This window comes from Pseudomonas sp. UBA2684 (assembly GCA_002354655.1).
Taxonomy (GTDB): domain Bacteria; phylum Pseudomonadota; class Gammaproteobacteria; order Pseudomonadales; family Pseudomonadaceae; genus Aquipseudomonas.
In genome coordinates this window covers 91,447-113,797 of record DELY01000010.1, presented here as the reverse complement: position 1 = coordinate 113,797, position 22,351 = coordinate 91,447, and the positions used below count along the sequence as shown (strand labels likewise).

The following is a 22,351-nucleotide window of genomic DNA, read 5'->3' as shown; positions in this document are numbered from 1 at the left end:
GCTCACAGGTCGGCCGGTAGCGGTTGCTTCAACCATTTCTCACTGATGGCATTGAGGCTGCCGTCGCCCTTGGCGGTGCTGAGAATTTGGTTGACCTTGCTCAGTAGCGCCGCTTCATTCTTGTTCAGGCCAACGTAGGTGGGCGAGTCCTTGAGGTTGAGCTTCATCGTCGGGATGCGCTTGGGGCTGCGCTCGGCAATCGCCGCCATCACCACGTTGCCGCTGGCGATCAGGTCGACCTGGCCGGAGAGGTAAGCGGCGATGGTCGAGTTGTTGTCTTCGAAGCGCTTGATGGTCGCGCCCTTGGGGGCGACTTTGCTCAACTCGATATCTTCGATGGCGCCACGGGTGACGCTGATGGTCTTGCCTGCCAGGTCGTCGAGCGTCGCGATTGGCGCCTCTTGCGGGCCGAACACGCCGAGGTAGAAGGGCGCGTAAGCATCGGAGAAGTCGATGACCGCCTCGCGTTCGGGGTTCTTGCCCAGGCTGGAGATCACCAGGTCGACTTTGCCGGTGGTGAGGAACGGGATGCGGTTGGTGCTGTTCACCGGAGTCAATTCCAGTTTGACCGCCAACTTGTCGGCCAGCAGTTGCGCCGTGTCGATATCCAGGCCGCGTGGTTTGAGGTCCGGACCGACCGAGCCGAAGGGCGGGAAGTCCTGCGGCACGGCGACTTTGAGCACGCCGCGTTCACTAATATCACTGAGACCGTCGGCGAAGGCCGGGGTCAGGCTCAGCGTCAGGCTGGTGAGCAGGATGCTGAGTAGGCTGCGCGTGGCGTGGGTCATGGCGATCTCCCGATTGGCTGGTTAATTCGAGCTATTTCGATGAATAGTGGTTTTGCATCAGCTGTGCCAATTTCATTTAATTCATGTACTTAGGTTTATTGCTTTTGCAAAACAAGGTCTTACTGGTCTGAACAGTTGAAAAGCTGACCGCTTGGTTGATATAGCTTTTGCCTCATTGCAGTGCGCGGTGCTTGGCGGGGTACGAAAACGGGGCGTGGCTTGCCTGGCGGGGTGCTCTGGCCGTACAAAGGCAGCCTTTACTGGACTGACCGGCCTGAACAGTCATGCATGCTTCCGCGCCCCGCGCCGTACCCGAATACGCCCTGCAAGCGATCCGCAAGCTGATCGAGGACGAGGGCTATCGCCCTGGCGATGCATTGCCCTCGCAGCGCGACTTGGCCGAACGCCTGGGCGTCAGCCGCACGTCCTTGCGCGAGGCGCTGTCGTCGCTGAGTGCGTTGGGGTTGGTCAGCGTGCAGGCGGGCAAAGGCGTGTTCGTGCAGGCACCCGTGGCACAGTCGTCTGCCCACGCCGGGTTTGCCTGGCCATTCGCCGCGCAGGTGTCGGCGGCCGATACCTTTCAGCTACGGTTCGCCTTGGAAGGGTTTGCCTGTGGCTTGGCGGCGGTAACCCTGACCGCCGAAGAGCTGGATGCCCTGCAAGACAACGTCGAGCAGATGCGTTTGGCGTTGCGTGCCGGCGACTTCGACAGCGCCTCGCGCCTTGACTTCGATTTCCATCGGCGCATCCTGCACGCCAGCGGCAACCAGGCGATGCTCGGCATCGTCAGCTCCAGCGCGGATATTTTCCTGGAGAGCCAGAAGCTGCCGTTCATCCGCCCCGAGCGGGCGCTGGAAACCTGGCAGGAGCACCGCAAGATCCTCAAGGCGCTCGGTCGGCATGCCGCAGGCCCGGCGCAGAAGGCCATGCAGCAACATATTCGCGCGGCAGCCTTGCGTACCGGCATCGCTTTCGCCACGCTCGGCGATTAGTTGTGGGTAAATTCGGTGTGCCCCATAGATAAGCTCAATTGCGCTTACCTTCCTGTGTCAGAAAAGCCGGGCTATGATGTCGGTCACTTTTTGCTTCCGAACACGGAGACTTTCCATGAGCGAATTCATCACCAATGTCAGCGATGCCAGCTTCGACCAAGATGTCATCCAGGCCGAAGGGCCGGTTCTGGTCGACTACTGGGCTGAGTGGTGTGGCCCGTGCAAGATGATTGCCCCAGTTCTGGACGAAATCGCTCAGACCTACCAAGGCAAACTGAAAGTCTGCAAGCTGAACATCGACGAAAACCAGGACACCCCGCCGAAATACGGCGTGCGTGGCATCCCGACGCTGATGCTGTTCAAGAACGGCAACGTCGAAGCCACCAAGGTCGGCGCCCTGTCCAAGTCGCAGTTGGCCGCCTTCCTCGACAGCAATATCTGATCGCCGCCGGAGCGACCGCTACGCTCCCGGTATCGCATGCGCTGTCGATCAAAGCCCCGCAATACGCGGGGTTTTTTTCTGCGCATAGGCTAGACGCCTTCGTCAAGCCGGTGTTACATTCGGCCTCGCTGTATTTCCTATACAGCCCCCTGCAAGCCGTCGTCGACGCATTCCTACTCGAATACTTTCGATATACAAGCAGGCGATCCAGTCGCCTTCTCCGCGGCGCGGCTTCCCAAGCTAATAGCTTATTTCCCCCTCCTTCATGATTACGTCATTCCTATGAATCTGACCGAACTCAAGCAAAAGCCGATTACCGAACTGCTGGAAATGGCCGAACAAATGGGCATCGAGAACATGGCCCGTTCGCGCAAGCAGGACGTGATCTTCTCGCTGCTGAAAAAACACGCGAAAAGCGGTGAGGAAATCTCCGGTGATGGCGTGCTGGAGATCCTCCAGGACGGTTTCGGCTTCCTCCGCTCCGCGGACGCCTCGTACCTCGCCGGCCCCGACGACATTTACGTCTCGCCGAGCCAGATCCGCCGCTTCAACCTGCGTACCGGCGATACCATCGTTGGCAAAATCCGCCCGCCGAAAGAAGGCGAGCGGTACTTCGCGCTGCTCAAGGTCGATACGATCAACTATGATCGTCCGGAGAACGCGAAGAACAAGATTCTGTTCGAAAACCTGACGCCGCTGTTCCCCACCAAGCGTCTGGTCATGGAAGCCGGCAACGGCTCCACCGAAGACATCACCGGTCGCGTCATCGACCTCTGCGCGCCGATCGGCAAGGGCCAGCGTGGCCTGATCGTGGCACCGCCGAAAGCCGGTAAGACGATCATGCTGCAGAACATCGCGGCCAACATCACTCGCAACAATCCGGAAGTGCACCTGATCGTGCTGCTGATCGATGAGCGCCCGGAAGAAGTGACCGAAATGCAGCGCACCGTGCGCGGCGAAGTGGTCGCTTCGACCTTCGACGAGCCGCCGACCCGCCACGTGCAGGTTGCCGAGATGGTGATCGAGAAGGCCAAGCGCCTGGTCGAGCACAAGAAGGACGTGGTTATCCTGCTCGACTCCATCACCCGTCTGGCGCGCGCCTACAACACCGTGATCCCGAGCTCCGGCAAGGTGCTCACCGGTGGTGTCGACGCTCATGCCCTGGAGAAGCCCAAGCGCTTCTTCGGCGCCGCGCGTAACATTGAGGAAGGCGGCTCGCTGACCATCATCGCCACCGCGCTGGTGGAAACCGGCTCGAAGATGGACGAAGTGATCTACGAAGAGTTCAAGGGCACCGGCAACATGGAGCTGCCCCTGGATCGTCGGATCGCCGAGAAGCGCGTATTCCCGGCCATCAACATCAACAAGTCCGGCACCCGCCGCGAAGAGTTGCTGACCGCCGAAGACGAGCTGCAGCGCATGTGGATTCTGCGCAAGCTGCTGCACCCGATGGACGAAATCGCCGCCATCGAATTCCTCATCGACAAGCTCAAAGCGACCAAGACCAACGACGAGTTCTTCTTGTCGATGAAACGCAAGTAAGTCGAGCAGTGATCGAACAAAAGCCGGGGAAACCCGGCTTTTGTGCATCTGCGTGTTGTATCGACCTTCTGAAAGACCAACTTCGGCGCTAAACTTTGCGCCCCGATTGGCCCGGCTGAAACGAGGCATCTGCATGCAGTATCGCGACCTGCGCGACTTTATCCGCGGTCTGGAACAGCGCGGCGAGCTCAAGCGCATCCAGGCGCCGGTTTCCCCGGTGCTGGAAATGACCGAAATCTGCGACCGTACCTTGCGTAAGGGCGGCCCGGCGCTGCTGTTCGAAAACCCTACGGGCTTCGACATGCCGGTGCTCGGCAACCTGTTCGGCACGCCCAAGCGCGTGGCCCTGGGCATGGGCGCGGCAGAAGTCAGCGAGCTGCGTGAAATCGGCAAGCTGCTGGCCTTTCTCAAGGAGCCGGAACCGCCGAAAGGCCTCAAGGATGCCTGGTCGAAGCTGCCGATTTTCAGGCGTGTACTGGCCATGGCGCCCAAGGTGTTGAAGGATGCGCCGTGCCAGGAGGTGATCGAGGAGGGTGACGACGTCGACCTCGGCAAGCTGCCGGTGCAGACCTGCTGGCCCGGCGACGTCGGCCCGCTGATCACCTGGGGGCTGACCGTCACCAAGGGGCCGAATAAAGAGCGGCAGAACCTCGGCATCTACCGCCAACAGGTGATTGGGCGCAACAAGCTGATCATGCGCTGGCTTAGCCATCGTGGCGGTGCGCTGGATTTCCGTGAGTGGTGCGAGAAGTTTCCCGGTAAGCCGTATCCGGTGGCGGTGGCGTTGGGTGCTGACCCGGCGACCATTCTCGGCGCGGTGACGCCAGTGCCGGACAGCCTCTCCGAATACGCCTTCGCCGGTCTGTTGCGTGGCAACAAGACCGAGCTGGTGAAGTGCCGGGGCAGCGACCTGCAAGTGCCAGCCAGTGCCGAGATCGTCCTCGAAGGGGTCATCCATCCCGGCGAGATGGCCGATGAGGGCCCGTATGGCGACCACACCGGTTACTACAACGAGGTCGATCGCTTCCCGGTATTCACCGTCGAGCGCATCACCCGTCGGCAAAAGCCGATTTACCACAGCACCTACACCGGCCGGCCGCCGGATGAGCCGGCGATTCTCGGCGTGGCGCTGAACGAAGTGTTCGTGCCGATCCTGCAGAAGCAGTTCCCCGAGATCACCGACTTCTACCTGCCGCCGGAAGGCTGCTCCTATCGCCTGGCCGTGGTCACCATCAAGAAGCAGTACCCCGGCCACGCCAAGCGCGTGATGCTCGGTGTCTGGTCGTTCCTGCGCCAGTTTATGTACACCAAGTTCGTTATCGTCACCGACGACGATATCAATGCCCGCGACTGGAACGACGTGATCTGGGCCATCACCACGCGCATGGACCCCAAGCGCGACACGGTGCTGATCGACAACACGCCGATTGATTACCTCGACTTCGCTTCGCCGGTCTCCGGGCTGGGCTCGAAGATGGGCCTCGACGCCACTCACAAGTGGCCGGGCGAGACCACCCGTGAATGGGGCCGGGCTATCGTTCAGGACGAGGCGGTCAAGCGTCGGGTCGATGAGCTGTGGGCCGAGTTGGGCATCGACTGATGCTGCTTGCCTGGAGAAGCGGGCGCTCGGCGCCGCGTAGACACACGATCAATCGATTCGCGGCCGAGGCCGCTGCCACGCTTTTGCTTTGGATTGCCCTGCCATGAGAGTCACCCTGCAACCTTCCGGCGCCGTGTTCGAGATGCTCCCTGGCGAGCGTATTCTCGATGCGGCGCGGCGCCTGGGCTTCGACGGCCCGCAGAGTTGCCGCAATGGCAATTGCCATATCTGCGCGGCGCTACTGGTCGAGGGGCGGGTGCGCCAGAAGGGTGCCGAGTTGGCGCAGGGCGAACTGTTCACCTGCCTGGCCGAGCCACTGGAGGATTGCGTGCTGCATTGGGACGGCGTGCTGGCGCCCGGCGAGTTGCCGGTGCGCGAGTTGGCGTGTCAGGTGCTGGCTTGCGAGGCGGTGGGCGGCGATGTGTTTCGCGTGAGCCTGCGTGCGCCGGCCGGCAAAATGCCGCGCTATCACGCCGGGCAGTACCTGCTGTTGCAGCGCGAAGGTGCTGACTATGCGGCGTTTTCCCTGGCCTCGGCGCCGCATGCCGGCCGCGATCTGGAGCTGCACGTCCTGGCCCGCGACGAAGCCACCATCGGCCTGGTGGCGCAGTTGCGGGCGCAGGGTGTGGCGCGAATCAAGTTGCCGTTTGGCGACACGCACCTGGCCGAATTGCCGAAGGGGCCGCTGGTGTTGATTGCCGCCGGCACCGGCATGGCGCAGATGCACAGCCTGATCGAGCATTGCCGCGCCGCGGGCTTCCAGCACCCGGTGCACCTGTACTGGGGCGCGCGTCGGCCTGAAGATTTCTACGCGCTGCCGCACTGGGCCGACTGGCAGCAACTGAACAACCTGCACCTGCATCAGGTGGTCAGCGATCAGTGTGGCTGGTCGGGTCGTTGTGGTCTGTTGCACGAAGCCGTGTGCGAGGACTTCGCCGATTTGAAGGCGCTGCATGTGTATGCCAGCGGCTCGCCGGCGATGGTCTATGGCACCCTCGATGCACTGGTCGGCGCCGGCATGGATGCGCACCAGATGCGCGCCGATGTGTTCGCTTACGCACCGCGTGGTTGAGGGCAATCGCTTATGGAAAGCTCTACATTTTTTCGCGTGATTAAGCCTTTGGTCAGCATCGTCTGCCTAATATTGATTATCGAGAGCTTACGCACCGGAACCACTCTTGCCGTTGGTCGTACTGGATTCAGTTGGGTCAGCCAAGACATGCGGCCCGTGGGCTTTTGGTTTGCGAATTTAGCCTTGTTGGCCTTCGCCGTTTTGGGCTTGCTTGGCCCGTTGCGTAAAGGACGAAAGTCATAGGGTGGAAGTCGCGTAGCGTTTTCCACCCTGGTTGGTTTAGCGAACCTGCACCACCACCTTGCCCACCGCTTTGCGTTGACCGAGCATGTTGATCGCGTCGGCGGCCTGTTCCAGTGGGAAGGTCTGCGAGACCAGTGGCTTGAGCTTGCCGGCGGCGTGCCAGGCGAACAGCTGCTCGAAGTTGGCAGCGTTGTCCTGCGGCTGGCGCTGGGCGAACGCCCCCCAGAACACCCCGACCACCGCGGCGCCCTTGAGTAGGGTGAGGTTGACCGGCAGCTCGGGAATACGTCCGCTGGCGAAGCCCACCACCAACAGGCGGCCGTTCCAGGCGATGCTGCGAATCGCCGCATCGAACAAATCGCCGCCGACCGGATCGTAGATCACGTCCGCGCCTTGGCCGCCGGTCAGGCGCTTCACTTCGTCCTTGAGGCTAGTTTCGCTGTAGTTGATCAGCTCATCGGCGCCAGCCGCTTTGGCCACCTCCAGTTTCTCGGCGCTGCTTGCGGCGGCGATCACCTTGGCGCCCATCGCCTTGCCGATTTCCACCGCGGCCAGGCCGACGCCGCCGGAGGCGCCGAGCACCAACAGGGTTTCCCCCGGTTGCAGGTTGGCGCGCTGCTTGAGCGCGTGCATCGAGGTGCCGTAGGTCATGCCGAAGGCGGCAGCACTGGCGAAGTCCATGCTCGATGGAATCGGCATGACGTTGTAGCCCGGCACGGCGACCTGTTCGGCGAAGCTGCCCCAGCCGGTCAGGGCCATGACCCGGTCACCGACTTTCAGGTGGCTGATCTTCTCGCCAACCGCGCTGACCACGCCAGCTGCTTCGCCGCCTGGTGAGAAGGGGAAGGGTGGCTTGAACTGGTACTTGCCCTCGATGATCAGGGTGTCCGGGAAGTTGACCCCGGCGGCGTGCACCTCGAGAAGGATTTCGTTCTTCTTCGCTTCGGGGCTGGCGATTTCTTCCAGCACCAGGGTTTCGGCAGGGCCGAAGGCTTTGCACAGCACGGCTTTCATCGGGGCATATCCTCTGGGTGTTGTGGTCCAGCAGTGTAGGTGGGCGACGGGGGCGGTCAACGAGCATGGCTCGGCCTGATGGCGCAGCATAAGCATTGGGCTTGGGTGTCGACGCCGCTGTGGCTATGCTAGGGTCTGTTCCCGTTTCATCGCGAGGCGCGTTGCTGCGAGAAATGGCCCCCGGTTAGGCGCAGGACGCAGGTAATGGCCTAGGCCGGCCGCGTCTTCCCTTGCCAAGTCCTGCAACACCAGCGGGGGCCATTTCTCGCGCAACCCGAGGGGCCGGGCCTGTTTTTGCGCGATGCGGCGTTACTCGACACTCATTTGGAACAACCAAACTTCGTGTCTCATGCCTTGCCTCGCGCAAAAACGGGCTCCGGCGCGGCCGCGAATGAAACGGCAACAGACCCTAGGCAGCAATCTTCTGGAGATACCATGCCTGTGAATGTTCTGATCGCTTTACTGCTCGCTCTGTCGCTGCCATTGCAGGCGTTTGCCGAGGAGGACGAGGAAAAAGTCGCGGCCCCACAGGTGGCTTATCTCAACCTGGTGCCGGCACTGGTCGGTAATTTCGGCAGTGGGCCGAAGTTGAAGTTCTATAAGGCTGACGTGTCGCTGCGTGTTACCGGCCCTGAAGCCGAGGCCAAGGTGGCCCATCACGAGCCACTGATTCGCAATCAATTGGTGATGCTGTTTTCCCAGCAAACCGAGGAAGGCCTGAGTGCGCCGGATGCCAAGGAGCAACTGCGCCAAGAGGCGCTCAAGCAGGTGCAGCAGGTGTTGACCGAGGAAGAGGGGCAGCCGCTGGTCGAAGACCTGCTGTTCAATAACCTCATCCTGCAACGCTAACGCGGGTTGTCCGGGCGCCACACGCAGGTTCGATTACGCCCTTCGCGCTTGGCCTGATACAGCGCCTGATCGCTTTGCGCGATCAGCGTGTCGGGGAGGATTTCTTCGCTGAGGTCGACGCAGGCCAGGCCGATGCTCAGGCTCAAGCGCCCGAGGGGGCTGGCGGGATGGCTGATGTGCAGTTCGGCCAGCCGCTGATGCACCTGTTCGGCCACATGGTTACCGCCATCCAGGCCGGTGTTGGCGAGGATGATGGCGAACTCTTCGCCACCATAACGACAGGCCGTGTCGCCCTCGCGCTGCAGCGCATCTTGCAAGACCTGGGCAACCCGGCGCAGTGCATCGTCGCCGGCCAGGTGGCCAAGCTGGTCGTTGTAGGCCTTGAAGAAGTCGATATCCAGCATCAGCAAGGTCAACGGTGCGCCCTGGCGGCGTAACCGGCGCCACTCGCTGGCCAGCTGGTTGTCGAAGAAGCGCCGGTTGTACAGGCCGGTCAGGCCATCCTGCTGCGACAGGCGTTGCAGTTGTGCCTCCAGTTGCAGGCGCTCGCTGTTGTCGCGGGACACGCCGATCAGGTATTCGTGGCCATTGAGCAGCACCAATTGCGCGCTGATTTCCGCGGCCTGGTTACTGCCGTCGCGGCGGCGCATTTGCCGCTGGAACATCATTGAGAGGTTGTCCTGGTGCGCTTGGCGTACGCCGTCGAGCCAGCTGTTGAAGCCCGGCAACAGCTGTTCCGGGTCTTGCTTGAGCAGTTGGCTGAAGGCTTCGGCGCTATAGCCCAGGCTGCGGTAGGTGGCCTGGTTCATGTGCAGGATGTCGCGGCTGTGCGGGTCGATGATAAACAGGCCGTCGCGGCTGGAGTCCGTCAGGTCGAGCACCAGTTGCAGGCGCTCGCGACTGTCGCGCAGCACCTGCTCGACCTGCTCGCGCTGGCCGACTTCTTGGTTCAGGCGCCGGTTGCTGAGTTGCAGAGCGCTGGCGCGGCGGGCGTTTTCCAGGGCCAGAGCCAGGGCGGCGACCAGCAGCAGGCTGATGATCAGGCTGGCACCGAGGACGATCTCCGGCAGTGGCGTGGTCAATTGCCCGACCAGTTGCTGGCTTGGCTTGAGTTGCAGGGCAAAGCTCTGGTTGTTCAGCAGGTGCAGCGGTACTTCCTGCTGCAAGCCGTCGAGGGCATCGGTTCGTTCGCGGCTGTAGATGGGTTGGCCGTTTTCCAACAGGTAGGCACTGAAGTCGCTGCTGTCGAGGTGGGTCAGCAGTTCATCCATCAATTGCTCGACGCGAAACACGCCCTGCATAAAACCGTCGAACACCCGCTCAGCCTGTTCATCACGGATATACAGTGGGGTGTAGAGGACGAAACCATGGCCGCCCTGGACCAGGGCAAAGCTATTGGAGAAGCGCGGTTCGCCCAGGGTCTTGGCCTGCATGGCCAGGTTGAAGTTGGGGTGCGTCGGAGTCAGGCGGAAGTTCTGCGCCGCTTCGTTGCCTGACAGTGGTTCGATCCAGCGCATGCGCAGATCGGCGCCCAGCCATTGGATGGCTTGGTAGCCCTTGAAGTGGTTTAGGGAGAGCTGGCTGTCGAGGCGCCATTCGTCCTTGGGGATGCGCCCGCGGTGATTCCACAGCTGGGCGATGCGCCGCAAACCGTCGACCTGGTCGTTCAGGCTGCTTTCCAGTTGCCGGGCCAGGCTGCGCGCTTGATAGCTCACGCGCTCGGCGACGCGCTGTTGCTGCCCGATCACTAGCTGCTGCCAGAGCAACAGGCTGGCCAGGCATAAGCTCAGCAATAAGGCTGCAAGCGCCAAGCGGGCGGGCCAGAGAGACTGAAGGCGCTGCGGCATGAGCGATTTCCACGGGGTTCGCCTACCTCATAGCACAGTGCCGCTACTGACTCAACGCATGGCCAGGATCGCGGCCCACTGCTCGGCACTGACCGGCATCACCGACAGGCGGCTGCCTTTCTGCACCAGAGGCAGCTCCAGCAGCGCGCTCTGCGCCTTCAATTGTGCCAGCGTGATCACCTGCTTGAACGCGTCGACGAACGCCACGTCGACCGCGCTCCAGGGATTCTTCTCCGCGCTGGCCTTGGCGTCGAAGTAATGGCTGTGCGGGTCAAGCGCGCTGGGGTCGGCATAGGCCGGCCGGCAGATGCGCGCGATACCGGCGATCCCCGGTTCGGGGCAGCTGGAGTGATAGAAGAACAGTAAGTCGTCGACCTGCATGCCGCGCATGAAGTTGCGCGCCTGGTAGTTGCGTACGCCATCCCAGCGCGCCTCGCCGAGGCGTTGCAGATCGTGGATGGACAGTTCATCGGGTTCTGATTTCATCAGCCAAGTGGGCATGAACTTTGCTCCGTGAAGTTGGTCCCTGATACGGACTGAGGGCTGTACGCACAGATGGCGACCGTTTGGCGCCAGAAATTGCTAGGCCAGCGTGACTGGCAGACAATGCCGGCCTTTGCGCTAGGCAGTGTCGTACCGCCGATAAAAATAACCGCCGCCGGTCCACCGTGCGCAGTGTGCCTTGAAGGGGGAGGCATCCAATGAAACGCAAACCAGATCTTTTGTGGGTATTGGTCGTTCTGTTTAGCCTGGGCGTGGTTACCACGGGTTACACCCAGAGCCAGTGGGACCGCCAGGCTGCTGCACCGATCAACGTATCCCAGCAGCCATAATTACGGCTTGCTCGTCTATGCGCCGCAGGGACCGCGGTGCCGTTCGCCTCACCTCAATACCAGGCCTTGTCCGTCACCGTCGCCATGAGCGGCACATCCCAGCTGGCCTGCGCCAGGCGATCCACTTGCTGACATTCATGCGCCAAGCCCAATAAAGTCGGCTTGTGCCAATTTTTGCGCATGCTGCGGTAAGCCAGGCTGCGGTCATAAAAACCACCGCCCATGCCCAGGCGTGCGCCGTGCCGATCGAAGCCGACCAGGGGCAGCAAGACCAGGTCCAGTGCTCGCAGTGTGCGTTGCTGCGCCGGGTTGCGCCGCGGTTCGAGGATGTGAAAGCGATTGGCGATCAAGGCATCCCCGGGGCGCACGCGTTGGAAGACCATTTTGGTGCGGGGCCACGGGCTGAGAACGGGCAAATACGTGGCCTTGCCACGTTGTTGGGCGGCGCGCAGCAGCGGGCGGGGATCGATCTCGCCATCGTTCGGCAAGTACAGGGCGATGTGCTGGGCGCGGCGAAACAGCGGGTGTTGCGCCAGTTGTCGATACAGCCCGCGCGCGGCCTGACGCTGGGCGTGGGCGTTGAGGGCGCGGCGCTTCTGCCGCAGCAGGCGGCGCAGTTGCACGCGGGTCAAGGTGGTTGAGTCGAGCATGTCAGGCGCTGGGCCTATGCCGCGAGGCGGGCAATCGGCAAAAAGAAGTGACTCCCCGACGTGCCGCTGTCGGTTTAGCCCTTGAACCCGAAAGTTCAAGGTGGAGGTTGCAGGAGGCGTTAAGGCTTTCCGTCAGGCGGACATGCACACCGGCCCCAACATGCAACCCCCGGGTTTGTGCGTATCGGCTCAGGGACATCACCAACTGGCGCACACTCCAGGGAGCGGCGGCCAGTATACCCGAATCCGCCGCGCTGCAATCAGCTGCGCTGGCCATCCGCATCTTCGGCCAGGGCATGGTCGACGCGCTCAAGCAAATCGCGCACCTGCTCGCGGGTGGAGCTGGCTTGCAGATCGAGGTGCTGTTGCTTGTGCAGCAGATCGTGGGTGATATTCAGCGCCGCCATCACCGCCACGCGGTCGGCGCCGATGACTTTGCCGCTGGTACGGATCTCCCGCATCTTGCCATCAAGGTAGCGCGCGGCGCTTTCCAGGTTGGCGCGTTCGTCCGGCGGACAGGCGATGCAATATTCTTTGTCCAGGATATGGACGCTTACGGTATTCGACTGGGTCATGAGTCCTGCTCCAGGGCTTTCAGGCGCGAAATCATGGATTCGACCTTGTGCCGGGCCATTTCGTTCTTTTCGATCAGATGGGCGCGTTCCTCGCGCCAGGCCTTTTCATTCGCCAAGAGGAGTCGGTTGTCAGCCTTGAGCTGCTCGACGCGCTGGATCAGCAGCTCCAGCTTGCTCGTAAGGTCATGCAGATCGGCGTCTTCCATGGGGTCTCGCTAAGGCAAGGATTGACCGGACTATATAGGCGCGCGATCGTCCGGGGTCAAACCCTTGGATGGTCTTGGCGCGCCTGCCGGTGCTAGGATACGAGGCCTCCATTCTAGTGATTGCGCCGTCTGGCGCCTAGTTATCTATGCCGACTTCAAGTTCTCCGTATGCTGCTTTCGCCACGCTGCTCGCCAGCAGTGGTCAACCCGTATCGCCCGCCGAGCTGCATGGCCTGTTGTTAGGCCGCAGTTGTGCCGGTGCCGGCTTCGAGATCGACAGCTGGTTGGTGGATGCCGCCGAGCTACTCGGCAGTGCGCCGCAAGACAATGTGCGCCAGGCGCTGATTGGTTTGCAGGAAATGGTCAAAGGTGAATTGTCCGGCGACGAGGTCACCGTGGTGCTCCTGCTACCGTCCGACGAGGCGCCGCTAAGCGAGCGTGCTGCGGCGCTGGGCCAATGGTGCCAGGGTTTTCTTGGCGGCTTCGGCTTGACCGCCCGCGATGCCGCCTTGAGTGCCGAAGCCATGGAAGTGCTGCAGGATCTGTCGGCGATTGCCCAGGTGCAGAATGCCCTGGAAGAGTCGGAAGACGGCGAAAGCGACTATATGGAAGTGATGGAATACCTGCGTGTCGCCCCGTTGTTGCTGTTCAGCGAGTGTGCCAAGCCGCTGTCGCCAGTGGCGAAGCCGTCGCTGCACTGATTATTCACGCGTTAGAAGTGGACCCAGCCTGCCCATGATCAGCATCCCCAAGTCGGAATATGCCCGTCGGCGCAAGGCGCTGATGGCGCAGATGGAACCCAACAGCATCGCCATTCTGCCGGCCGCGCCGGTGTACATCCGCAACCGCGATGTCGAACACGTGTACCGCCAGGACAGCGACTTCCAATACCTCAGCGGCTTCCCCGAGCCGGAGGCGGTAATCGCGCTGATTCCCGGGCGCGAGCATGGCGAGTACGTGTTGTTCTGCCGTGAGCGCGACCCGGAGCGTGAGCTGTGGGACGGCCTGCGCGCGGGCCAGGATGGCGCGATCGGCCAGTATGGCGCCGACGATGCGTTCCCCATCGGCGATATCGACGACATCCTGCCGGGGCTGATCGAGGGCCGCGAGCGGGTGTATTACGCCATGGGCACCAACCAGGAGTTCGACCGCCACCTGATGGACTGGATCAATGTGATCCGCTCCAAGGCACGCCAGGGCGCCCAGCCGCCGAACGAATTCGTCGCCCTCGATCACCTGCTGCACGACCTGCGCCTGTACAAGAGCGCGGCGGAAGTGAAGGTGATGCGCGAGGCCGCGCAGATTTCCTCGCGCGCCCATGTGCGGGCCATGCAGGCCAGCCGTGGCGGTCTGTACGAGTACCACCTGGAAGCCGAGCTGGATTACGAATTCCGCAAGGGCGGGGCGAAGATGCCGGCCTACGGCTCGATCGTCGCCGCCGGCAAGAACGCCTGCATCCTGCATTACCGCGAGAACGATGCGCTGCTCAAGGACGGTGACCTGGTGTTGATCGACGCCGGTTGCGAGATCGATTGTTATGCCAGCGATATCACCCGCACCTTTCCGGTCAGCGGGCGCTTTTCCGCGGAGCAGAAGGCCATCTACGAGTTGGTGTTGGCCTCCCAGGAGGCGGCCTTCAAGGAAATCGCCCCGGGTAAACACTGGAACGAAGCCCACGAGGCCACGGTGCGCGTGATTACCGCCGGTCTGGTCGAGTTGGGCCTGTTGCAAGGCGATGTGCCAGAGCTGATCGCCAGCGAAGCCTACAAACCGTTTTACATGCACCGCGCCGGGCATTGGCTGGGCATGGATGTGCATGACGTTGGCGAGTACAAGCTTGGCGGCGAATGGCGGGTACTGGAAGTCGGCATGGCGATGACGGTCGAACCGGGTATCTATATCGCGGTGGACAACCCCAACGTGGCGAAGAAATGGCGCGGCATTGGCGTGCGCATCGAAGACGATGTGGTGGTGACCAAGAGCGGCTGCGAGATTCTCACCACCGCGGCGCCGAAAACCGTTGCCGAGATCGAGGCGCTGATGGCGGCCGCACGCACCGAGGCGGCTTGAAGCCCATGCGGGTGAATATCGCGATTATCGGCGGCGGTCTGGTCGGCGCCAGCCTGGCCCTGGCCCTGCAAGCTGAGGCCAAGGCTCGCGATTGGCAGATCAGCCTGATCGAGCCGTTCGCCCCGGGCGCCGGCTACCAGCCGAGCTATGACGCGCGCTCCACCGCGTTGTCCTATGGCTCCCGGCAAATTTACCAGCGCCTCGGCCTGTGGTCGCGGATCGCCGAGCGTGCCGAACCGATTCAGCAGATTCACGTATCCGACCGTGGCCGTTTCGCCGCGGCACGCCTGAGTGCGCGGGAGGAGGGCGTGCCGGCGCTCGGTTACGTGGTGGAGAACGCCTGGCTCGGCCAATGCCTGTGGCAGGCGCTGGACCAGCAGGTGGTCAGTTGGCGCAGCCCGGCGGAAGTCACGCGGTTGGAGGCGCTGCCGGCCGGTTATCAGCTGACCTTGAACGACGAATCCAGCCTACAGTGCGAGTTGGCGATTCTCGCCGACGGCGGTCGCTCCGGCCTGCGCGAGCAGTTGGGCATCGGCGTGACGCACACCCCGTATGGGCAGAGCGCCTTGATCGCCAACGTCAGTCCGCAGGACGCCCATCGCGGCCAGGCCTTCGAGCGCTTTACCGCGGACGGGCCGATGGCCCTGCTGCCGCTGGCGGACAATCGCTGTGCGCTGGTCTGGACGCGCGCCGCCGCGGATGCCGAGCGCCTGCTGCGGCTGGATGAAGGGCGCTTTCTCGACGAATTGCAGCAGGCTTTCGGTTATCGCCTCGGCGCTTTGCGCCAGGTCGGCGCGCGGCACCTGTACCCGCTGGCGCTGGTCGAGGCCCAGGAACAGGTGCGCCCGCATCTGGTGGTGCTCGGTAACGCCGCGCACAGCCTGCACCCGATTGCCGGGCAGGGCTACAACCTGTCGCTGCGCGACACCCTGGCGTTGGCCGAAAGCCTGTTGGCCAGCAACGCGCCGTTGGGCGATTTCGCCACGTTACAGGGTTACCTGCAACGCCAGCAGGGCGATCAGCAACTCACCGTGGGCTTTTCCGATCAGGTCACGCGCTTGTTCAGCAGCAATCAAGCGTTGCTCAGCGCCGGCCGCAATCTCGGCTTACTTGGCCTCGATCTGTTACCGCCGGCCAAGCGCTGGTTCGCCCGCCAGGCCATGGGCCTCGGCACACGCACGGAGCGCTAGGGCATGCCGGTAAAACGCATGGCGCGTAAGGCGCGGCTACTTCGTTGGGCCATGAACATCTACCCGCCCTACCTCGGTGCGGGCGTGTGGGTGCGGCAGATCAGTGCGGACTTCCGCCGGGTACAGGTCAAAATGGGCCTGGGCTGGTACAACCGCAACTACGTCGGTACGCAGTTCGGCGGCAGCCTGTATTCGATGACCGACCCGTTTTTCATGCTGATGCTGATGGAGAACCTCGGCCGCGACTACATCGTCTGGGACAAGGCCGCCAGCATCGACTTCATCGCCCCCGGCAAAGGCCCGGTGTATGCCGAATTCACTATCGACGACGGTCTGCTGAGTAGCATTCGCGCGCAGACCGCAGGCGGTGACAAGTCTTTACCCGAGTTGCAGGTCGAGGTGCGCGACGGTGCCGGAACCCTGGTGGCGCGGGTGCACAAGACCCTCTACGTGCGGCTCAAACCGCGCGTCCGGCAGGCAGCTTAAGGAATCAACATGCGTGCGGATCTGATCATCGTCGGTGCCGGTATGGTTGGCAGCGCCTTGGCCCTGGCCCTACAGGACAGTGGCCTGGAGATTCTTCTGGTCGACGGTGGCCCGCTCAGCGTCAAACCGTTCGACCCGTGCGCGCCGTTCGAGCCGCGGGTCAGCGCCTTGTCGGTGGCCAGCCAGCGCGTGCTCGAACGCCTGGGCGTATGGCCGGGCATCGCCGCGCGGCGCAGCAGTCCATATGGCGAGATGCAGGTGTGGGACGGCTCCGGCACCGGGCAGATCCACTTCAGCGCGGCCAGCGTGCATGCCGAGGCGCTCGGCCATATCGTCGAGAATCGCGTGGTGCAGGATGCGCTGCTGGAGCGTCTGCACGACAGCCAGATCGGCCTGTTGGCCAACGCGCGCCTGGAGCAACTGCGCCGCAGCGGCGACGACTGGCTGCTGACCCTCACCGATGGCCGCCAGTTGCGTGCACCCCTGCTGGTGGCGGCCGATGGCGCCAACTCGGCGGTGCGTCGGCTGGCCGGCTGCGCTACTCGCGAGTGGGATTACCTGCACCACGCCATCGTCGCCAGTGTGCGCTGCGAGCGGCCGCATCAGGCCACGGCCTGGCAGCGCTTCACCGACGATGGTCCGCTGGCGTTCCTGCCCTTGGCGGCGGCGGATGGCGAGCACTGGTGCTCGATCGTCTGGTCGACCACGCTGGCTCAGGCCGAGCAGTTGATGAGCCTGGACGATGCAGCGTTCTGCGGCGAGCTGGGCAAGGCTTTCGAGCACCGCCTGGGGCGCGTGCTGCACGCCGACCGCCGGCTGTGCATCCCGCTGCGCCAGCGGCACGCCAAGCGCTACGTCGAAGACGGCCTGGCGCTGATCGGCGATGCCGCGCACAGCATCCACCCGCTGGCTGGGCAGGGGGTCAACCTGGGCTTTCTCGATGCCGCCGTGCTCGCCGACGTGTTGCTGCACGCGCTGGCGCGTGGCGAGCGGCTGAGCGACGAGCGGGTATTGAGCCGCTACGAACGCCGGCGCATGCCGCACAACCTGGCGATGATGGCGGCGATGGAGGGTTTCGAGCGGCTGTTCCAGGCCGATCCGCTGCCACTGCGCTGGCTGCGCAACGCTGGGCTCAATTGGGTCGACGAGTTGCCCGAGGCCAAGGCGTTGTTCGTCCGTCAGGCGCTTGGCTTGTCCGGTGATTTACCGGCGTTGGCGCGCGCCTAGCGAGGCTCCGTAGACGGCGCAGAGCGTGCCCCGGGTAATGGTGAGTTACACCTATCGAGCGAAGAGTAGTTGAGAAGCTAAATGCCATTCACTACTATTTGGTCTTACAACTCACCTTTGACCAAGAGGCAGGAATCATGCAGGTAAGCAAGCGTCTATTCGCCGCTCTCACCCTCACCGCGCTGGCAGGCGCTGTGCAGGCCGCCGATGAAGTGGTGGTTTACTCCGCGCGTATCGATGAGCTGATCAAGCCGGTTTTCGATGCTTACACCGCCAAGACCGGTGTACCGGTGAAGTTCATCACCGACAAGGAAGCGCCGTTGCTGGCCCGCCTCAAGGCCGAAGGTGAAAACACCCCCGCCGACATGCTGATCACCGTGGATGCCGGCAACCTCTGGCAGGCCGAGCAGGAAGGCGTGCTCAAGCCGCTGCAGTCTGCGGTCATCGAGGAAAACATCCCGGCGCAGTACCGCTCCAGCACCGGTAGCTGGACTGGCCTGTCGCTGCGCGCACGGACCATCTTCTACTCCACCGAGCGGGTCAAACCGAGCGAGCTGTCGACCTACGAAGCCCTGGCCGACAAGAACTGGGAAGGCCGCCTGTGCCTGCGCACCAGTAAGAAGGTCTACAACCAGTCGCTGACCGCCACCCTGATCGAAACCCATGGCGCGGCCAAGACTGAAGAAATCGTCAAGGGTTGGGTGGGTAACCTGGCCACCGACGTGTTCGCCGACGACACCGCCCTGCTGCAGGCCATCGACGCCGGCCAGTGCGACGTAGGTATCACCAACACCTATTACTACGGCCGTCTGCACAAGCAGCAGCCAGACCTGAAAGTGAAGCCGTACTGGCCGAACCAGGACGACCGTGGCGTGCACGTCAACCTGGCCGGTGCCGGGGTGACCAAGCACGCGCCGCATGCCGATGCCGCGCAGAAGCTGTTGGAGTGGATGACTGGCGAAGAGGCGCAGGCACTGTTCGCCGGCCTCAACCAGGAATTCCCGGCCAACCCGAAAGTCCCGGCGTCCGCCGAAGTGACCGCGTGGGGCAGCTTCAAAGCTGACGCCATCCCGGTTGAAGTCGCCGGCAAGCGTCAGGCCGAAGCAATCATGCTGATGGACCGTGCTGGCTGGAACTGAGGCCTGCCCAGCTCCAGCAGGTAGGGTGGGTTGAGCGCAGCGATAGCCATCGCACCACGTGACGATGGCTATCGCCGCTCCGCGCCGCAACCCGCCCTGCGTCTGCCGTTATACTCGACGCCCCGGCTCAGCCCGGGGCGTTGTGTTTTTCCGTTCTGAGGATTCTGCGTGGCCCATCCTGCCCAGCGTCGCTGGTACCCCATCGCGTTTGCCATTGCCTTGTTGGTGTTGCTGCCGCTGAGCGTCTTGCTGTTCAGCTGGCACGAGGTGGATCGGCAAATTTGGGCGCACCTGTGGCAGACCCAGATGCTGCGCTTGATCGGCAACACCCTGGTGCTGGTGCTTGGCGTGGGCGTCGGGGTTGTCCTGCTGGGTGTCAGCCTGGCCTGGCTGACCAGCCTCTGCGAGTTTCCCGGGCGGCGCTGGCTGGATTGGGCGCTGATGTTGCCGTTCGCCATTCCCGCCTACGTGCTGGCCTTCGTCTTCGTCGGTCTGCTGGATTTTGCCGGGCCGGTGCAAACCCTGCTGCGCGATTGGTTCGGTGCCGGCGTGCGCTTCCCCAGGGTGCGTTCCACCGGTGGGGTGATCATCGTCCTGGTGTTGGTGTTCTATCCCTACGTTTACCTGCTCGCGCGCAATGCCTTCCTGGCGCAGGGCAAAGGCTTGATGGAGGCCGCGCGGGTGCTCGGCCTGAGCCCCTGGCAGGCGTTCTGGCGGGTGGCTTTGCCGATGGCGCGGCCGGCAATTGGCGCCGGCCTGGCGTTGGCGATCATGGAGACCCTGGCGGATTTCGGTGCGGTGTCGGTGTTCAACTTCGACACCTTCACCACCGCCATTTACAAAACCTGGTACGGCTTTTACAGCCTGACCAGTGCCACCCAGTTGGCCAGCCTGTTGCTGTTGGCGGTGATGCTGGTGCTGTATGGCGAGCGGCGTGCTCGCGGTGCGGTGCGCCCGGTCAACGAGCGGCCGCGCGGCAAGGCGCTGTATCAGCTCAAGGGTGGCCAGGCGCTGGCCGCCAGCACGTGGTGCGGCCTGGTGTTCGCCTGTGGTTTCGTGATCCCCATGCTGCAACTGCTGGTGTGGTTCTGGCAGCGCGGGCGCTTCGACCTGGATGAGCGCTACGCTGCGCTGATCCTGCATACCCTGTACCTCGGCGGCATGGCCGCGCTGATTACCGTCGGCGCGGCGCTGTTGCTGGCCTTCGCCCGCCGGTTGGCGCCAACCCGGCTGATGCGTTCGACCGTCGGCCTGGCCAATCTCGGTTACGCTTTGCCGGGCTCGATGCTGGCGGTGGCGATCATGCTGGCGTTCAGTTACCTCGACCGCGAGCTGGTGATTCCGTTGTCCAGCTGGCTGGGCGGCGCCGGCAAACCCTTGCTGCTCGGCAGCCTCTCGGCGCTGCTGCTGGCTTACCTGATCCGCTTTCTGGCGGTGGCCTACGGGCCGCTGGAGAACAGCCTGGCGCGTATTCGTCCGTCGCTGCCGGAGGCTTCGCGCAGTCTCGGGGTGGGCGGTATCGGCCTGTTCTTCAAGGTCTATTTGCCGTTGCTGGTGCCGGGGGTGCTGTCGGCGGTGCTGCTGGTGTTCGTCGATGTGCTCAAGGAAATGCCGGCGACCCTGCTGATGCGCCCCTTTGGCTGGGACACGCTGTCGGTGCGGGTGTTCGAGATGACCAGCGAGGGCGAATGGGCGCGCGCCGCGTTGCCGGCCTTGACCCTGGTGCTGGTGGGGCTGCTGCCGGTTATCGGGCTGATCCGCCGTTCCGCGCGGCGGATTGGCTAGGCGCGCCAAGGCCGCAGAGCGGGTAGCGCGCAGCAAAACCCAGCAGTGGCCAGCCAGCTAATGCCTTCGCCCAAGATGACCCGCCGGGGGCTTGCGGCTACAATGCGCGCCATTCGCTGCGGCCGGTCATTTCGACAGCCCGTGCCAGTGCCCTGTTGCAGTCGGCTCAGCCGGGTTTAGCGGTGGTTCGCAGCTTTGCCAAGCCCGGAAGGAGCACCCATGGGACAGCGCACACCTCTCTACGACCTGCACCTCGCGTTGGGTGCCAAGATGGTCGACTTCGGCGGCTGGGATATGCCGCTGCACTACGGCTCGCAAGTCGAGGAGCACCACCAGGTCCGCCGCGATTGCGGGGTCTTCGATGTCTCCCACATGACCGTGATCGATGTCAGCGGTCGCGAGGCCAAGGCCTATCTGCAACACCTGCTGGCGAATGACGTGGCGCGTTTGCACAGCCCCGGCAAGGCGCTGTACAGCGGCATGCTCGACCCGCAGGGCGGGGTGATCGACGACCTGATCGCCTACCTCACCGAGGACGGTTACCGCCTGGTGGTCAACGCCGCCACCCGCGACAAGGACCTCGCCTGGTTGCGCCAACAGAGCGGCCCCTTCGCCGTTGCGCTGCACGAGCGCAGCGAGCTGGCCATGCTCGCCATCCAGGGGCCACGCGCCCGCGCGAAAACCTCCGAATTGGTGACCCAGGCGCGCGCCGCGCTGATCCACGAACTCAAACCCTTCCAAGGGCTGCCCGACGGCGACTGGTTTATCGCCCGCACCGGCTACACCGGCGAAGACGGCCTGGAAATCATGCTGCCGGCCGATCAGGCCGTGGCGTTTCTCAATGACCTGGTCGGCGCCGGTATTTCCCCGATCGGCCTCGGCGCGCGCGACACCCTGCGCCTGGAAGCCGGGATGAACCTGTACGGCCAGGACATGGACGAAAGCGTCTCGCCGCTGGCGGCCAATATGGCCTGGAGCATTGCCTGGACGCCCGCCAGTCGACAGTTTATCGGCCGCGCTGCGCTTGAGGCGCAGCACGCCGCTGGCGCTCAGGCCAAGCTGGTTGGCTTGGTGCTGGAGGAGCGCGGCGTGCTGCGGGCGCATCAGGTGGTGCGAGTGGCCGAGGTGGGCGACGGTGAAATCACCAGCGGCAGCTTTTCGCCAACCCTCGGCAAGTCGATTGCCCTGGCCCGCGTGCCGGCTGCCACCGGCGAGCGTGCCGAAGTAGAAATTCGCGGTAAGTGGTACCCGGTGCGCGTGGTCAAACCGACCTTCGTGCGCCACGGCAAGGCGCTGATTTGACGCTGGCCGGTTTCTTTCAACGCGCTGTCCACCTTATGGCTGGCGCCTGCTAAATTCTTCTGACGGCGCGGTCGCCGTCATGTCTGATGAGGAACGACACATGAGCACTATCCCCGCCGATCTGCGTTACGCCACCAGCCACGAGTGGGCGCGCCTGGAGGCCGACGGTAGCGTTACCGTGGGTATTTCCGACCACGCTCAGGAAGCCTTGGGCGACGTGGTCTTCATCGAACTGCCGGACGTCGGCAAGACCTTGGCCGCCGGTCAGGAAGCCGGTGTGGTGGAGTCGGTCAAAGCCGCCTCCGACATCTATGCGCCAATCAGCGGTGAAGTGATCGCGATCAATGACGGCCTGGCCGACAGCCCGGAGAATGTCAACAGCGACCCCTACGGCAGCTGGTTCTTCAAGCTCAAGCCGAGCGACCTGACGGAGCTGGACAAGCTGCTCGACGCCACGGCCTACAAGGCCAGTGCCGACGCCGCGTAATTCGCGTGGCGC

At 63.4% G+C, this 22,351-nt stretch carries 23 protein-coding genes and 1 other RNA gene; 16 read left to right on the top strand and 8 right to left on the bottom strand.

From position 1 onward, the window contains the following. Nucleotides 1-2: 2 nt before the first annotated feature. On the bottom strand, nucleotides 3-788 hold the full coding sequence (locus B3M58_RS05460) for a transporter substrate-binding domain-containing protein (RefSeq protein WP_296217553.1): 786 nt from the start codon (nucleotides 786-788) through the stop codon (nucleotides 3-5). 284 nt (nucleotides 789-1,072) lie between these two features. Here B3M58_RS05460 and B3M58_RS05455 point away from each other — a divergent pair, with 284 nt between their 5' ends. From B3M58_RS05455 to B3M58_RS05435, 5 genes are all read left to right on the top strand, one after another. Then, the gene (locus B3M58_RS05455) at nucleotides 1,073-1,780 is read left to right on the top strand and encodes a FadR/GntR family transcriptional regulator (RefSeq protein ID WP_296217552.1); all 708 of its coding nucleotides are present in this window, start codon (nucleotides 1,073-1,075) and stop codon (nucleotides 1,778-1,780) included. 115 nt (nucleotides 1,781-1,895) lie between these two features. Continuing rightward, nucleotides 1,896-2,222, top strand: coding sequence for a thioredoxin TrxA (gene trxA, locus B3M58_RS05450; protein WP_079203790.1), 327 nt, complete (start codon nucleotides 1,896-1,898; stop codon nucleotides 2,220-2,222). Between the two features lie 282 nt (nucleotides 2,223-2,504). Beyond that, nucleotides 2,505-3,764, top strand: coding sequence for a transcription termination factor Rho (gene rho / locus B3M58_RS05445; protein ID WP_296217551.1), 1,260 nt, complete (start codon nucleotides 2,505-2,507; stop codon nucleotides 3,762-3,764). 133 nt (nucleotides 3,765-3,897) lie between these two features. Further along, entirely contained in the window at nucleotides 3,898-5,364 is a 1,467-nt protein-coding gene (ubiD, locus tag B3M58_RS05440) for a 4-hydroxy-3-polyprenylbenzoate decarboxylase (protein WP_296217550.1), read from the top strand. A 103-nt stretch (nucleotides 5,365-5,467) separates the two neighbouring features. Further along, nucleotides 5,468-6,436: a CDP-6-deoxy-delta-3,4-glucoseen reductase gene (locus tag B3M58_RS05435; protein WP_296217549.1), complete on the top strand. Its 969-nt coding sequence runs from the start codon at nucleotides 5,468-5,470 to the stop codon at nucleotides 6,434-6,436. 279 nt (nucleotides 6,437-6,715) lie between these two features. Here B3M58_RS05435 and B3M58_RS05430 read toward each other — a convergent pair whose 3' ends face one another. Then, entirely contained in the window at nucleotides 6,716-7,693 is a 978-nt protein-coding gene (locus B3M58_RS05430; RefSeq protein ID WP_296217548.1) for an NADPH:quinone oxidoreductase family protein, read from the bottom strand. A gap of 441 nt (nucleotides 7,694-8,134) precedes the next feature. Here B3M58_RS05430 and B3M58_RS05425 point away from each other — a divergent pair, with 441 nt between their 5' ends. Beyond that, nucleotides 8,135-8,542, top strand: a complete 408-nt coding sequence (locus B3M58_RS05425; protein WP_296217611.1) for a flagellar basal body-associated protein FliL — start codon at nucleotides 8,135-8,137, stop codon at nucleotides 8,540-8,542. Here the strand turns inward: B3M58_RS05425 and B3M58_RS05420 are convergent. Together B3M58_RS05420 and B3M58_RS05415 are read right to left on the bottom strand one after the other, a co-directional pair. Further along, nucleotides 8,539-10,389 (bottom strand): sensor domain-containing diguanylate cyclase, encoded by a 1,851-nt coding sequence (locus B3M58_RS05420; protein ID WP_296217547.1) that lies wholly within the window; start codon nucleotides 10,387-10,389, stop codon nucleotides 8,539-8,541. The two genes, B3M58_RS05425 and B3M58_RS05420, sit on opposite strands and share 4 nt — an antisense overlap. A 51-nt stretch (nucleotides 10,390-10,440) precedes the next feature. Continuing rightward, a complete protein-coding gene (locus B3M58_RS05415) occupies nucleotides 10,441-10,890 on the bottom strand; it encodes an EVE domain-containing protein (protein WP_296217546.1) in 450 nt (149 codons plus the stop codon). A gap of 200 nt (nucleotides 10,891-11,090) precedes the next feature. Here B3M58_RS05415 and B3M58_RS05410 point away from each other — a divergent pair, with 200 nt between their 5' ends. Further along, complete coding sequence (locus B3M58_RS05410) at nucleotides 11,091-11,222, top strand: hypothetical protein (protein WP_296217545.1); 132 nt, start codon at nucleotides 11,091-11,093, stop codon at nucleotides 11,220-11,222. Nucleotides 11,223-11,275: 53 nt separating this feature from the next. On the opposite strand, the gene B3M58_RS05405 is transcribed toward B3M58_RS05410, so the two are convergent. From B3M58_RS05405 to B3M58_RS05390, 4 genes are all read right to left on the bottom strand, one after another. Beyond that, on the bottom strand, nucleotides 11,276-11,872 hold the full coding sequence (locus tag B3M58_RS05405; protein WP_296217544.1) for a 5-formyltetrahydrofolate cyclo-ligase: 597 nt from the start codon (nucleotides 11,870-11,872) through the stop codon (nucleotides 11,276-11,278). A gap of 48 nt (nucleotides 11,873-11,920) precedes the next feature. After that, a non-coding RNA gene (ssrS, locus tag B3M58_RS05400) (6S RNA) lies at nucleotides 11,921-12,099 on the bottom strand. Between the two features lie 33 nt (nucleotides 12,100-12,132). Beyond that, on the bottom strand, nucleotides 12,133-12,447 hold the full coding sequence (locus B3M58_RS05395; RefSeq protein ID WP_296217543.1) for a cell division protein ZapA: 315 nt from the start codon (nucleotides 12,445-12,447) through the stop codon (nucleotides 12,133-12,135). Next, the gene (locus tag B3M58_RS05390) at nucleotides 12,444-12,653 is read right to left on the bottom strand and encodes a TIGR02449 family protein (RefSeq protein ID WP_296217542.1); all 210 of its coding nucleotides are present in this window, start codon (nucleotides 12,651-12,653) and stop codon (nucleotides 12,444-12,446) included. Before B3M58_RS05390 ends, B3M58_RS05395 begins: the two co-directional genes overlap by 4 nt. A 146-nt stretch (nucleotides 12,654-12,799) precedes the next feature. Here B3M58_RS05390 and B3M58_RS05385 point away from each other — a divergent pair, with 146 nt between their 5' ends. The 9 genes from B3M58_RS05385 to gcvH all read left to right on the top strand — a co-directional run bounded on the left by B3M58_RS05385 (nucleotide 12,800) and on the right by gcvH (nucleotide 22,339). Then, nucleotides 12,800-13,354: a YecA family protein gene (locus B3M58_RS05385; protein WP_296217541.1), complete on the top strand. Its 555-nt coding sequence runs from the start codon at nucleotides 12,800-12,802 to the stop codon at nucleotides 13,352-13,354. A gap of 34 nt (nucleotides 13,355-13,388) precedes the next feature. Then, nucleotides 13,389-14,723, top strand: a complete 1,335-nt coding sequence (gene pepP / locus B3M58_RS05380; RefSeq protein WP_296217540.1) for a Xaa-Pro aminopeptidase — start codon at nucleotides 13,389-13,391, stop codon at nucleotides 14,721-14,723. 5 nt (nucleotides 14,724-14,728) lie between these two features. Then, nucleotides 14,729-15,913, top strand: a complete 1,185-nt coding sequence (ubiH, locus tag B3M58_RS05375; protein ID WP_296217539.1) for a 2-octaprenyl-6-methoxyphenyl hydroxylase — start codon at nucleotides 14,729-14,731, stop codon at nucleotides 15,911-15,913. A 3-nt stretch (nucleotides 15,914-15,916) separates the two neighbouring features. Further along, nucleotides 15,917-16,399: a DUF4442 domain-containing protein gene (locus B3M58_RS05370; protein ID WP_296217538.1), complete on the top strand. Its 483-nt coding sequence runs from the start codon at nucleotides 15,917-15,919 to the stop codon at nucleotides 16,397-16,399. Nucleotides 16,400-16,408: 9 nt separating this feature from the next. Then, on the top strand, nucleotides 16,409-17,626 hold the full coding sequence (locus tag B3M58_RS05365) for a 2-octaprenyl-3-methyl-6-methoxy-1,4-benzoquinol hydroxylase (RefSeq protein ID WP_296217537.1): 1,218 nt from the start codon (nucleotides 16,409-16,411) through the stop codon (nucleotides 17,624-17,626). Nucleotides 17,627-17,763: 137 nt separating this feature from the next. Further along, nucleotides 17,764-18,765: an extracellular solute-binding protein gene (locus tag B3M58_RS05360; RefSeq protein WP_296217536.1), complete on the top strand. Its 1,002-nt coding sequence runs from the start codon at nucleotides 17,764-17,766 to the stop codon at nucleotides 18,763-18,765. 168 nt (nucleotides 18,766-18,933) lie between these two features. Continuing rightward, nucleotides 18,934-20,550, top strand: coding sequence for an ABC transporter permease (locus B3M58_RS05355; RefSeq protein WP_296217535.1), 1,617 nt, complete (start codon nucleotides 18,934-18,936; stop codon nucleotides 20,548-20,550). Nucleotides 20,551-20,769: 219 nt separating this feature from the next. After that, a complete protein-coding gene (gene gcvT / locus B3M58_RS05350; RefSeq protein ID WP_296217534.1) occupies nucleotides 20,770-21,852 on the top strand; it encodes a glycine cleavage system aminomethyltransferase GcvT in 1,083 nt (360 codons plus the stop codon). 100 nt (nucleotides 21,853-21,952) lie between these two features. Next, a complete protein-coding gene (gcvH, locus tag B3M58_RS05345) occupies nucleotides 21,953-22,339 on the top strand; it encodes a glycine cleavage system protein GcvH (RefSeq protein WP_296217533.1) in 387 nt (128 codons plus the stop codon). Nucleotides 22,340-22,351: the final 12 nt, after the last annotated feature.